10 protein-coding genes are annotated in these 13301 nt (G+C 64.1%); 3 read left to right on the forward strand and 7 right to left on the reverse strand.

Translation table 11 applies throughout. From position 1 onward, the window contains the following. Positions 1-20 precede the first annotated feature (20 nt). The 6 genes from CT676_RS06850 to CT676_RS06875 form a co-directional block, all read right to left on the reverse strand. The gene (locus tag CT676_RS06850) at positions 21-1256 is read right to left on the reverse strand and encodes an ABC transporter substrate-binding protein (protein WP_135214156.1); all 1236 of its coding nucleotides are present in this window, start codon (positions 1254-1256) and stop codon (positions 21-23) included. A 40-nt stretch (positions 1257-1296) separates the two neighbouring features. Beyond that, positions 1297-2775, reverse strand: a complete 1479-nt coding sequence (locus CT676_RS06855) for an ATP-binding cassette domain-containing protein (protein ID WP_014493138.1) — start codon at positions 2773-2775, stop codon at positions 1297-1299. Then, entirely contained in the window at positions 2775-3701 is a 927-nt protein-coding gene (locus CT676_RS06860; protein ID WP_014493139.1) for a branched-chain amino acid ABC transporter permease, read from the reverse strand. Before CT676_RS06860 ends, CT676_RS06855 begins: the two co-directional genes overlap by 1 nt. Position 3702: 1 nt before the next feature. Beyond that, positions 3703-4578 (reverse strand): branched-chain amino acid ABC transporter permease, encoded by an 876-nt coding sequence (locus CT676_RS06865; RefSeq protein ID WP_135214157.1) that lies wholly within the window; start codon positions 4576-4578, stop codon positions 3703-3705. Positions 4579-4680: 102 nt separating this feature from the next. After that, positions 4681-5895, reverse strand: coding sequence for an ABC transporter substrate-binding protein (locus CT676_RS06870; RefSeq protein WP_244623102.1), 1215 nt, complete (start codon positions 5893-5895; stop codon positions 4681-4683). 299 nt (positions 5896-6194) lie between these two features. Then, on the reverse strand, positions 6195-7295 hold the full coding sequence (locus tag CT676_RS06875; RefSeq protein ID WP_135214159.1) for an FAD-dependent oxidoreductase: 1101 nt from the start codon (positions 7293-7295) through the stop codon (positions 6195-6197). Between the two features lie 225 nt (positions 7296-7520). Here CT676_RS06875 and CT676_RS06880 point away from each other — a divergent pair, with 225 nt between their 5' ends. Beyond that, positions 7521-9404 (forward strand): peroxidase family protein, encoded by a 1884-nt coding sequence (locus tag CT676_RS06880; protein WP_135214160.1) that lies wholly within the window; start codon positions 7521-7523, stop codon positions 9402-9404. An 87-nt stretch (positions 9405-9491) separates the two neighbouring features. Here CT676_RS06880 and CT676_RS06885 read toward each other — a convergent pair whose 3' ends face one another. Further along, positions 9492-10709 carry an SMP-30/gluconolactonase/LRE family protein gene (locus CT676_RS06885; RefSeq protein ID WP_135214161.1) on the reverse strand — a complete coding sequence of 406 codons (1218 nt, stop codon included), beginning with the start codon at positions 10707-10709 and terminating at the stop codon, positions 9492-9494. A 261-nt stretch (positions 10710-10970) separates the two neighbouring features. On the opposite strand from CT676_RS06885, the gene CT676_RS06890 reads away from it, so the two are divergent. Then, entirely contained in the window at positions 10971-11225 is a 255-nt protein-coding gene (locus CT676_RS06890; protein ID WP_166106051.1) for a hypothetical protein, read from the forward strand. A gap of 495 nt (positions 11226-11720) precedes the next feature. Continuing rightward, complete coding sequence (locus CT676_RS06895; protein ID WP_063981681.1) at positions 11721-13283, forward strand: 2-isopropylmalate synthase; 1563 nt, start codon at positions 11721-11723, stop codon at positions 13281-13283. Positions 13284-13301 lie beyond the last annotated feature (18 nt).

A 13301-nucleotide genomic window follows, 5' to 3' on the forward strand; every position in this document is an offset into this window, starting at 1 on the left:
CTGATGCCGGGACGAGCCGGTTACTGCGACAGCTTCACGAAGGCGGGAAACTTCAGCTTGCCTTCCGCGATCTTCTCGGGCCAGACCACGACCTGCTTGCTGTCCTGCCACTGGAAGACGAGGCCGGACACGGTCGTGGGACCGGACTTGATGCCGTGGGTGAACTCGTCGTCCTTGCCGTAGAACTGGATGCGGCCGATCGTGCCCTCGTAGTCGGTCTTCTCCAGTTCGGCGACCATCTTGTCGGGATCGGTCGAGCCGGCGCGCTTGATCGCTTCGGTGATGAAGTAGACCTCGTCATAGGCGGTGTAGCCGGTATAGGCCGGCGGCGTGCCGAACTTGGCCTTGAACGCGGCCGCGAACGGCTTCGTCTTGGATGTCACGGCGACGTCGGGCGTCGCCACTGCCAGCGACGGCACGCCGTCGGCGGCGCCATTGGTGTCCTTCCAGAAGGTCGGGCTCAGCGCCTGCGCGCTGATGCCGAACATCGGGATCGGCACCTGCTGGTTCTTCCACTGCACCGTCGGCTGCACGCCGACATGCGAGATGCCGGTGACGATCACGTCAGGCTTCTTACCCTCGATGTTGTTGAAGATCGGCGTGAAGTCGGTGGTATCGGGCGAGAAGCGCACATGCTCCACGACCTTCAGGCCCGCCTTGGGCAGGCAGGCCTCGTAGCCGACGTCGAGCGGCTTGGTCCAGGCCGCGTCCTCGCTCATGATCGCGACGGTCTTGAACTTGAGCTTGTCGACCAGAAGATCCTTGGCGGCGTCGCAGACGAGCTGGGCTTGCGCGGCCGAAGTCAGATAGCCGTGGAAGGTGTACTTGTTCTTCTCGTAGTCGTTGTGGATCGCCTTGGTGATCTCGTTAGAGGCGGCGCCGGGTGTGATCAGCGGCATCTTCAGTCGCGCCGCCCAGGGCTCGAGCGCGAGAACGACTTCGGAGATATAGCTCGCGATCACGGCGGAGACCTTGTCCTCGCTCACCGCGCGCTGGAAGGCGCGCACCGAGTCGGCCGACGAGCTCTTGTTGTCATAGGTGACGATCTCGACCTTGCGGCCGAGAATGCCGCCCTTGGCGTTGATCTCGTCGGCAGCGATCTGCGCGCCGCCGGGGGTCGCAGCGCCCGCGATCGACTGCACTTCGGCGATGACGCCGATCTTGATCGGATCGTTCGACTGCGCATAGGCGGGTGCGGCAAGGCACAGCGCCAGTGCGGAGGTGAGGAGGCTGCTGCCGACGATTGAAGGTCGCATGGTCGTTTCCCTTTCTATGTTTTTATTGATGTTGACGGACTTAAAGAAAATCGGCGCCGGCTTCGCTCGCGAAGCGGCCGGGATCGCCCTCCCAGACGATGCGGGCGTGCTCCAGCACATAGACGCGGTCGGCATGCGGCAGCGCGAAGGTGACGTTCTGCTCGCCGAGCAGCACCGTGATCGCGGTGGTCTGCCGCAGCTTCGTCAGCGCCTTGGACAATTGCTCGAGGATGACGGGAGCGAGGCCCAGCGTCGGCTCGTCCAGGATCAGGATCTGCGGCTGCATCATCAACGCGCGGCCGATCGCGAGCATCTGCTGCTCGCCGCCGGAGAGCGTTTGTGCCATCTGGCCCTGGCGCTCCTTCAGGATCGGGAACAGCTCGAACAGCCAGGCGAGCTGCGCGGCGCGCTTGTCGTCGGAGAGATGCTGGCCGCCGAGATCGAGGTTTTCGCGCACGCTCATCTCGCCGAACAGCTCGCGCGATTCCGGGCATTGCACGAGGCCGCTGCGCGCGATCTTCGCCGGGCTCGTGCCGCGCAGTCTGTCGCCGCCGCGCACGATCTCGCCGCTGTAGGGCAGGAAACCGGAGATGGTGTTGAACAGCGTAGTCTTGCCTGCGCCGTTGAGGCCGACGACGGAGACGAACTCGCCCTCGTGGACGTGGATCGAGACGTTCTCCAGCGCCTGCGCCTTGCCGTAGAACACGCTGACATTCTCGACCTGGAGCAGCGGCACCTTGTCCTTGAAGCTGGTCTCGGGCCGCGCATGGGTCTCGATGGCGCCGCCGAGATAGACCCGGCGCACCGTCTCGTTCTTCATGACGTCGTCGGCCTTGCCCGTGACGATCTCCTCGCCGAGATACATCGCGAGCACGCGGTCGACCAGCGCGGCGACGCTCTTGACGTTGTGGTCGACCAGCATCACGGCGCGGCCCTCGTCGCGAAAGCTGCGGATCAGGTCGGAGAAGACGTCGACCTCCGCGCGCGTCAGCCCGGCAAAGGGCTCGTCCACCAGCACGACCTTTGGGTCACGCGCGATCGCTTTCGCAAGCTCCAGCCGACGCAAATCGGCGAAAGGCAGCGTCGGCGGGCGGCGGTTCATCACGCTGCCCAACCCAACGCGGTCGGCGATCCATTTGGCGCGCTCGACCAGCGCCTTGTCCGGGAACAGCATGAACAGGCTGTCCGGCAGCAGCGCGACCATGATGTTCTCCAGCACCGTCTGCCGGTTCAGCGGCCGCGAGTGCTGGAACACCATGCCAAAGCCTTTGCGCGCGATCTTGTGCGCGGGCAGGCCGGCGACGTTCTCGCCCTCGAAGATGACTTCGCCCGATGTCGGGCGTTCGATGCCCATCACGCTCTTCATCGCGGTCGACTTGCCGGAGCCGTTCGGCCCGATCAGGCCGAAGATCTCGCCGGCGTTCACCTCGAAGCCGAGGTTCTTCACCGCCGTCAATCCGCCAAAGCGTTTTGTCAGGCCGCGGACGTCGAGCACGGGCCGGTTTGCGATCATATCCATCACGAGCGCGCCTCACGCGAGAGGGCCGCTCCGAGGAAGCCGCCGGGGAAGAACAGCACGACGAGCAGCGCGACCGCCGAGACGATGAAGGTCGCGAGCTCGCCGGTCGGCCTTAGGAATTCGCCGGCGACGATCAGGAAGATCGCGCCGAGTGCCGCGCCAAGCACGGTGCGCCGGCCGCCGAGCACGGCCGAGACGATCACGTTCACACCGACCGCGACGTCGACGACGGTGCCGACCGAGGCGGTGCCGAAATAGAACACCAGCAGCGCTCCGGACAAACCAGAGAAGAACGCGCTGACGATGAAGGCAGCAAGCTTGTGCTTGACGATGTTGAAGCCGAGCGCGCCGGCCTGCACCGGATCCTGGCCGCTGGCCTGGAGCACGAGGCCAATCGGCGATTGCGACAGGCCGTAGAGGATCGCTGCCGAGATCGTCATGAAGCCGAGTGCGATCCAGTAATTGGCGCCGGCGTTGATGGTGATGACGTCGGGGATGGTCAGGCCGATCTCGCCGCCGGTGAGATCGGCAAACACCACGATGAAATTCTGCAACATCAGGACCGCGACCAGCGTGGTCAGGCCGAAATACGGCCCGCGCACGCGCAAAGCCGGCAGCGCCAGCACGAGGCCCGCGATGACGGACGCGAGCGCCCCCAGCACGATGCAGAGATAGACCGACCAGCCGAACTGGGCATTCAAAATGCCGGCGGTGTAGGCGCCGACGCCGATCAGGAAGGTGGGTCCGAAATTGACCTCGCCCGCGAAACCGAACAGCAGGTCCCAGGCCATCGCGAACACGCCGAAATAGAACGCGACGGTGAGCAGGCCGAGCACGTAGCCGGAGACGTAGAGCGGCAGCGTCGCCGCGATGATGACGAGCGCGACCGAGATGAAGAACAGGCGGGAGGTGAAGAAGGTGGACATCTCAGCGCCTCCCCAGAAGGCCCTGGGGCCGGATATACATCACGAACACGAGCAGCAGCAGCGCCGGAATGGTGCGGTAGGCCGGCGAGACCAGGTAGGCCGTCAGCGTCTCGAGATAGCCGACCACGAAGGCCGCGATCAGCGAGCCGGAGACGCTGCCGAGACCGCCGAGCACCACGATCGAGAACGCACTCGCCGTCAGCGGTCCGACGCTATAGGAGCTGACCCCCAGGAACATGCCGAGCAGCACGCCGGCGATGCCGGCGAGGATGCCGTAGATCGCCCACACAACGACGTAGATGTTGGTGAGCTCGAGCCCGAGCAGGGTGACGCCGCGCGGGTTCATCGACGCCGCCAGCACCGCCTTGCCGGTGCGGGTGCGGTTCACGAGCAGCCACAGCAGCGCGATGACGAGGCAGCACACGATGGCGGTGAAGACCTCGTTCTTCGGCGTGCGGACGCCGAGGATCTCGACCACGCCCTCGACGATCGGCAGTACGGTCTTGGCGTTGTTGGTGAAGAAATAGGCGATCAGCTCCTGGATCATGATGCCCCAGAGCAGCGTTCCGGTGAGGACGAAGATCTCCTTCTCCTCATTGGGAATGCGCCGGGAGTCCTGAATGGGCTTCACTACGGCGAAATAGGTCGCGAAGGCGGTGAGGAGAGCGACGGCGACCCCGATCAGCGCACCGGCATACGTGCCGACGTTGAGGATGCTGGCAGCGGCCCAGGCCGCCACCGCTGCGGCCACCATGATGGCACCGTGGGAGAGGTTGAGCACGCCGGAGACGCCGAAGATCAGGGTGAAGCCGGTGGCACCGAGAGCGTAGAGAGCGCTGATGGCAAAGCCATCGATCAATATCTGGAAAGCTCGCATCTATGATTGGCCGGGTGGCAGCCGAGCTGCCGCTTTGAGGAAAGGTGCTGCGGAGAGCCGCATGTGGAAGCTCCCGGGAGGTGGTCCCGGGAGCATGTCCTGCTAGTTGCTGAGCTTGATGAAGCTCGGGAACTTGACGTCGACCTTGGCGACGTCCTTGGGCCAGACCGCGCTCTGCTTGCCGTCCTGCCATTGCAGCATCAGCCCGGTGATCAGGCCCTTGCCATATTTGATCGAGGGGGTGAACGGATCGTCCTTGCCGTAGAACTGGACGCGGCCGATCGTGCCTTCCCAGTCGGTCTTCTCCAGCGCGGAGACGAGCTTGTCGGCGTCGGTCGAGCCGGCGCGCTTCACCGCGTCGGCGATGTAGTAGACCTCGTCATAGGCGGTGTAGCCGGCATAGGAGGGATAATTGCCGAACTTCTTCTTGAAGTTCTCCGCGAACGGCACCGATTTCGGCGTCACCGCCACACCGGGCCCGGAGACGCCCTGATAGAGCACGCCTTCTGCCGCCTGGTTGGTGTCCTTGCCGAAGGTCTCGTTGGTTGCCTGCGAGGAGATGCCGAACATCGGGATCGGCACCTGCTGGTTCTTCCACTGCACCGTCGGCTGCACGCCCACATGGGAGATGCCGGTGATGATCACATCGGGCTTGGAGCCCTCGATCTTGTTGAAGATCGGCGTGAAGTCGGTCGTATCGGGCGAGAAGCGGATGTGGTCGAGCACCTTCAGCCCGATCTTGGGCAGGCACTCCTCGTAACCGACGTCGAGCGGCTTGGTCCAGGCGGCGTCCTCGCTCATGATGACCGCGGTCTTCATGTGCATCCTGTCGACGAGCAGGTCCTTGGCGCCGTCGCAGACCGAGAGCGCCAGCGCCGCTGAAGTCAGATAGCCGTGGAAGGTGTATTTGTTCTTCTCGTAATCCGCGTGGACGCTCTTGCTGATCTCATTGGAGGCGGCACCCGGCGTGACGAACGGCGTCTTCAGCCGAGAGGCCCAGGGCTCCAGCGCCAGCACGACCTCGCTGATATAGCTGGCGATGATCGCGTTGACCTTGTCCTCGTTCACCGCGCGCTGGAACGCACGCACTGAATCCGCCGACGAGGAGTGATTGTCGTAGGAGATGATCTCGATCTTGCGGCCGTCGACGCCGCCATTGGCGTTGATCTCGTCGGCGGCAAGCTGCGCCGCCTGTGGAATGGAGGCGCCGGCGATCGCCTGCGCTTCCGCGATCACGCCGATCTTGAGGGGATCGGCTGCAAGTGCCGCGCCTGACGCTGCCATCATCGCGCCTGTCGTGGCCGCACCGAGCGCCATTCGCAATGCAACAGAGAGTCGTTTTTTCATGTTGTTCTCTCCCTTTGAACAGGCCTCTTGTGAGCCATTATGTCGCAACTATAACGGCGAGGGAGGTCTCGGCAAGTGAAACCGCGTTCAGGATTGTGAGAAGGGGACTAAAGTCTAGCGCTGCGCAAATTGCGGGCAGGATAGGTGCGAGACACTCCTGACGCGCGCAGGCATGCAGATTCTGTCGGCGGGCATGCGTGAGCGTCGAAGCCTTGGAGTGGGCGGTAGCCTGGCTCCATCCGGTCTACAAGACGAGCAGCGATGCCGGTTCAGCGCGCTTGCAGCAGTGATGGATCGAGCGGCCTCAATCGGGCCGGATCGAATGGCGACAAGTCTACACGCGTCACATCCTTGGCGATCAGCTGCGCCAGCGCTTCGCCGGTGGCGGGCGCATTGAGGATGCCCCAGACATTGTGCCCGGTCGCAACATAGAGGCCTTCGCTCTGCGGCACCTTGCCGATCAGCGGCAGGCCGTCCTCAGTCACCGGTCGGAAGCAGGCCTGCTGCGCGCTGATCTTTTCTGGACGAAACAGTGGCGACAGCCGTTCGCACATGATTTGCAGGCGCGCGATCGCATCGACGTCCGGCGTCACGGCTGCCGGATCGAGCGGCAGCGGCGCGATGTCCGAGAGTGCGGTGATATGCGTGCTGCCGTCGGCGCGCGGAAACACTTCGATCGACACGGCGCTGCCGTCCTCGTCATACTCAAGGAACAACGCATCGGCCGGCACGTTGGGGCCGATGTCGTACACGATGCTCGGGCTGCGCTGGCCATAGACAGCGGGCAGGCGCATCCATTGCGCGGCGAGCAGCGACCATGGTCCCATCGCGATCACGACAGCGTCCGCCTCAACGAGGCCGCCTTCGACCTCGACACCCTTCGCGGTCGTGCCATTCGCATCGCGCACGATGCCCGTGATGCGGCCGAGGCGAAGCTCGGCGCCTTGCGCGACTGCCGCGTTCATCACGGCCGACGTAAATTTGCGGGGATGAACGATCGCAGTCGTCTCAGTCGTACCGATGCGCTGCGCGATGACGACGCCGTTGGCGAGCCAGCCGAGCGCGGATGGTGCATTCCGGCGCGGATCGCCGCCGGACGCAACAAAGCCGCTATACGCGGTCATCGGGCGATAGCCCCAATCGCCCGCGATCTCCTGCGCCAGCTGCGCATGAAGCGCAAAACTCCGCCGCGCGAGTGCGTCGAGCGGCGAGCCGGTGCACCAGTCACGCGCCAGAAAGCCGCCGGCCTTGCCGGAGGCGGCGGCCGCGACCTCGGTCCGTTCGACCACGATGACCTCGGTGCCGCGGCGACGCAGAAAATAAGCGGTGCAGGCCCCGATCACGCCGCCGCCGCAGATCACAACGCGCATGGCTTGTTCCTTGGATAGTGCTGCGCTGATGTGCGCAACATCGCCTGTTCGGCACGATCATTCAGGCCAAGATTGCCGCTTCGCCGCTAGAGGTGCAATTCTGTCGTATATCGAATGTCGTCACTCAACGATCATGCGAGCGTCATAAAGAATCACAAAAGCGTCATGCCGCAAGCCGCCAATGGAGCAGGCGCTGGGGCGGACACTCTACGGGGAGGGTAAACCATGGCGCTCAGATTCCGCAGCATCGACGGCTCCAACAACAATCGTGCGGATCCCACCTTGAACCAGGCCGGCACCGACTTTGCTCGGCTGGGGCCGGCAAATTTCGTCGATGGGGTCAATGAAATGACGCCAGGTCCGAATCCGCGCGAGATCAGCAACATTGTCGTGGCGCAGACGGATATTGGCGAGGAAGGCCCGCATCTGGTGGATGACGCCGGCGTCGCGCTGTCAGGCATGATGTATGCGTGGGGCCAGTTCATCGATCACGATCTGGATCTGCAGAAGGAGGGCACAGGCACGGATGATATCTCGATCAAGGTCCCCGCTGATGATGAGTTTCTGCCGCCCGGCAGCATGATCCCGTTGACGCGGGTGGCGATCGATCCTGCGACGGGGGTGACCGGGCATCCGGCAGCCGCGATCAATACGGTGACGGGTTGGCTGGACGGATCGCAGATCTATGGTTCCGACGCGGCCACCGCAGCGAGCCTGCGAACGGCCGACGGCCATATGAAGGTGTCGGCGGGAGACAATCTCCCGATCGTCGAGACCGAGCACGGCAACGTCTTTGCGGCCGGTGACGTACGGGCGCAGGAGAATCCCGACCTGACCGCCTTGCAAGTCTTGTTTGTGCGCGAGCACAATTACCAGGTCGATCGACTGCACGAGGACCATCCGAACTGGAGCGGCGACAAGCTATACGAGACGGCCAAGACCATCACCACGGCCGAGATGGTCAACATCACCTACAACGAGTTCCTGCCGCATCTGTTGGGCGAGGACGCCATCAAGCCGTACCAAGGCTATGACCGCACGGCGGACGCGCGGATCACCGAAGAGTTTGCCGGTGCGGCCTTTCGCTTCGGTCACTCCATCGTCTCCGACGAGATCAGTGCGACCAGCAATCTGGGTGCCTTTACGTCGGAGCAGACGCTGGCGCAATCGTTCTTCGAAGACACGGCGACTTTCAAGGCGACTGGTGCGGATGGCCTGTTGCGGCATCTGGCGGGGGACCTGGCCAACCCGCTGGACGCTCACATTGTCGATGGCTTGCGAAACCTCCTGTTCGATCCTCCGGACGGCATGGATCTGGCAGCGATCAATATCCAACGCGGCCATGATCTTGGGCTGGGTACACTGAACCAAACCCGGGAGGCGCTGGGGCTTGCGCCTTACACCAGCTTCGATCAGCTCAGCTCTGATCCGGCGACGGCAGCAGCGTTCGAGAAAGCCTATGGTTCGATCGATGCCGTCGATTTGTGGGCCGGTGGATTGGCTGAGGATCATGCGCCGGGAGCCGTCATCGGGCCCACCTTCGGCATAATCATCGCCGACCAGTTCACCGCTTTGCGCGACGGCGATCGCTACTACTTCGAGAACCAGGGCTTCGATAAGCAGACCCTGAATGAGATAAAGAACACAACGCTGTCGGACCTCATTCTGCGCGACACCGATACCACTGCGATGCAGAGCGATGCCTTCGTCGCCACCGAGCGGCACAGCGGTACGCTGGGCGGCGTAGACCCGACCGGAGAAGAGGCTGCAGCAGGCATGGCGCAGCTTGTGGTCGGATCTCCCGGCAGGGATACCCTGACCGGCGGAGATCTGGATGACACGCTGGTCGCCGCGGGCGGCCGCATGACCATGACCGGAGGTGCCGGTGCCGACACATTCGAATTCGACCTTGGTGTTCTCGCAGGTAAGCACAACACCGCGGTCATCACCGACTTCGATCCCAAACAGGACAAACTGCAATTTTCGAACGACGTTCACGTCACGAAATCATCTGACCATCATGGCGGAACGCTGTTGCAGGTCGGCTCCGAGACCATCGACCTGCTGGGCGTAAAGCCGCATGAGATGCATCTTCACGAATGGGGATAATGCTGGGTCGCTTCAAACGAGCAATACAGCATCATTCGGCGCCGGCGGGGCACGCCGGCGCCGTGTCGTGATCCTGCTCGTCCCGCGTCAGCCTGGGCCGGCGCCTTGCGTCGCCGTGTACACGGCGTAGAGCGACTGGCTCGCGGCCATGAACAGGCGGTTGCGCTTGGGGCCGCCGAAGCAGACATTGCCGCACACTTCCGGCAGGCGGATGCGGCCGAGCAGCTTGCCCGCCGGCGACCACACCGTCACACCGCTATAGCCGACGGCGCGCCCGGCGTTGCTGGAGGACCAGACATTGCCGTTGACGTCGCAGCGCAGGCCGTCGGGCCCGCACTTCACCCCGTCGATCACGCAGTCGCTGAACTTCTTTCCATTGGAGAGCTTGTTGTCGGCGCCGACGTCGAACACGAAGATCTCGCCCTTGCCGCCGGGCCCGGTGTCACCCGGTCCCTTGCCGGTCGAGGCGACGTAGAGCTTCTTGTAGTCCGGTGAGAAGCACAGGCCGTTGGGATCGGGCACCTGGTCCTCGGTGACGACGAGGTCGATGCGGCCACTTGGATCGATGCGATAGCAGTTGGTCGGCAGCTCGCGCTTGCCCGGCACGAAGCCGGCCGGCTGTCCGATCCGCGGATTGAGCTTGCCGCCTGCATTGCTCGGGCCGCCCGCCACGTCGGGCTCGCCTTCATAGAGCTGGCCGCCATAGGGCGGGTCGGTGAACCAGTAGCTGCCGTCGGGATGCGCGGCGACGTCGTTCGGCGAGTTCAGGCGCTTGCCCTGATAGGAGTCCGCGAGCACCGTGGCCGTGCCGTCATGTTCGTACCGCGTGACCCGCCGGGTCAGATGTTCGCAGGAAAGCTGCCGGCCCTGGAAGTCGAACGAGTTGCCGTTGGAATTGTTGGAGGGCGTGCGGAACACGCTGACGCGGCCGTCGTCCTCGGTCCAGCGCATCTGCCGGTTGTTGGGGATGTCGCTCCACAACAGATACCGGCCCTGCGCGCTCCAGGCCGGGCCTTCGGCCCACAACAGTCCGGTGTAGAGGCGCTTGATCGCGGTGTTGGGCTGCGCCAGATCGTCGAAGGACGGATCGACGGTGATGATGTCGGGGTCCGAGAAATAAGTCGTCGGCGCGCCGTTGGGGCCGAAATCGCGCGGCGGGGTGGTGATCGTCGTTGGCGGTGCGGCAGGTCCGGTCTGGGCCAGCGCGGGGCCGGCTACGGTCGCCGCAGCGCCGAGCGCAAGTCCCCGCACGAGTGTTCGTCGTGAAAGCGCAGCATCCTGGTCACGCTGCTCTGGGCGTTTCATCGCGTCCTCCCGGTTATGTTCGGCTGGCCGGTTGATCCGGCCGAGCGGGCGAAGGTTAGTCCGGTCCGCGGCCGGTTGCGAGGGGCAGGTACGCATCCTCGGCGCGATGCCGCGAGAACGCCGCAACATCGCCGCATTGCGGCGTGCAAGGCGACAATTCGTCCCGCGCGGTTAACCGGACGCGGTTTTAGGGCCTGTCAAGCCTTGACCTCGCCCGCGATGCTGGCAGAACGTCGTCCGGGAAGAAGGCCGGATCTCATGGTGCTAGGTGTCGTCGTCCTGATCATACTGCTCGCGATCGCGTTTGCGGCCGGCTATTTCACGCGCGACCACGTCTCCCGCAAACGACGCGCGGAGGCCCGCCGCTGGCGCGAATATTCCGAGCCGGATTGGCTTCGCGCCGCTGCACCTGCCAATACCAACGAGATCGCAAACACCAACGCGGCTGCCACCGGCGAGCTCGGCCAGATGCTGGACCGTTGGGAAAGCCGGGCGCGCGCCCGCCGCGCGGGATAGCCTGACCGCAACGCGGGCGACCTTCCCGCATATCGCTCCGGTCTCGCTTCCAGCCTACGTAATTCGGATTTGCCGTATGAGCCGTGCGATGACGGACCGGTCGTCGCGCCGCACATTGCAGATCTGGCGGCAGGTCAGTCCTCCTGACCATCTTTTGGCGTTGCGGTTGCTGCCATTTCTCGTCTAGAAACGGCGCATCGAGCCTCCCGGCAACCAACCGTCAACGGTTTTGACCGAGGATTTGAGGGCTCAAAAGGGTCTGGCAATGCTGATTCGCGGCCAAATCGATGGGATTTCGGGGGAGGTGGCTCTGGCCGCCGCCACGATCCCGGCCGCGCTGCTGCCCACCCTCCTGATTGGCGGCCTTCTTCTTACTTGCCCCTGAGGGCCGGCTGGGCGCCATGCGCCTGGGCGCTCAGGGGTTGGTCGAGATCACCGGACACCTCAAGCGCCCAGCAGACTGACGGCGCAAAAAAGCTCAAAAGGAATTTTGCAATGGCCCCCGTGAACAAGTCCGATAAGGACCGCGTCATCATTTTCGACACCACGCTGCGCGACGGCGAGCAGTGCCCCGGCGCCACCATGACGTTCGAGGAGAAGATCGAGATCGCCGAGATGCTCGACGACATGGGCGTCGACGTCATCGAGGCCGGTTTCCCGATCACCTCCGAAGGCGACTTCCAGGCCGTCAGCGAGATCGCCCGCCGCTCCAAGAACTCGGTGATCGCCGGCCTGTCGCGTGCCAACCCGAAGGACATCGACCGCTGCGCCGAAGCGGTGAAATTCGCCAGGCGCGGCCGCGTCCACACCGTGATCGCGACCTCGCCGCTGCACATGCGCGTCAAGCTGAACATGACGCCGGAGCAGGTGATGGAGCTCTCGATCGCCAACGTGACCCGCGCCCGCAACCAGATCGACGACGTCGAATGGTCGGCCGAGGACGCCACCCGCAGCGAGATGGACTATCTCTGCCGCATCGTCGAGGCCGTGATCAAGGCCGGCGCGACCACCGTCAATATCCCCGATACCGTCGGCTACACCACGCCCGAGGAATATGCCCGTTTCATGCGCACGCTGATCGAGCGCGTGCCGAACTCCGACAAGGCGGTATTCTCGGTTCATTGCCATAACGACCTCGGGATGGCCGTGGCGAATTCGCTGGCCGGCATTGCCGGCGGCGCGCGGCAGATCGAGTGCACCGTCAACGGCATCGGCGAGCGGGCTGGCAACGCTTCCCTCGAGGAAGTCGTGATGGCCATCAACGTCCGCAACGACGTGTTTCCGTGGTGGAACAAGATCGACACCACGCAGCTGACGCGCGCCTCGAAGGTCGTGTCGGCCGCAACCTCGTTCCCGGTCCAGTACAACAAGGCGATCGTCGGCCGCAACGCCTTCGCCCATGAGAGCGGCATCCATCAGGATGGCGTGCTGAAGGACGCCTCGACCTACGAGATCATGCGGCCCGAGATGGTCGGGTTGAAGCAGTCGTCGCTGGTGCTCGGCAAGCATTCCGGCCGCCACGCCTTCGTGCACAAGCTGGAGGAGATGGGCTACAAGCTCGGCGCCAACCAGCTGGAGGATGCGTTCACGCGGATGAAGGCACTGGCCGACCGCAAGAAGGACATCTACGACGAGGACATCGAGGCGCTGGTCGACGAGGAGATGGCGGCGTCGCACGACCGCATCAAGCTGACCTCGCTGACCGTGATCGCCGGCACCCATGGCCCGCAGCGCGCGACCATGAAGCTCGACGTCGACGGCCAGATCAGGATCGAGGAAGCCGAAGGAAACGGGCCGGTCGACGCGGTGTTCAACTGCATCAAGGCGCTGGTGCCGCATGAGGCAAAGCTCGAGCTGTATCAGGTCCATGCGGTGACCGAAGGCACCGACGCGCAGGCCGAAGTCTCGGTGCGGCTGTCCCATGACGGCCGTTCCATGACGGCACGCGCAGCGGATCCGGATACGCTGGTGGCCTCGGCAAAGGCCTATCTCGGCGCGCTCAACAAGATCGTCATGAAGCGCCAGCGCGATACGGTGACGACGGCAGCGGCGAGCTGACGCTTCATCCTCTCCAGT

The sequence above is a fragment of the Bradyrhizobium sp. MOS001 genome (assembly GCF_004634465.1).
In the GTDB taxonomy this organism is placed as follows: domain Bacteria; phylum Pseudomonadota; class Alphaproteobacteria; order Rhizobiales; family Xanthobacteraceae; genus Bradyrhizobium; species Bradyrhizobium barranii.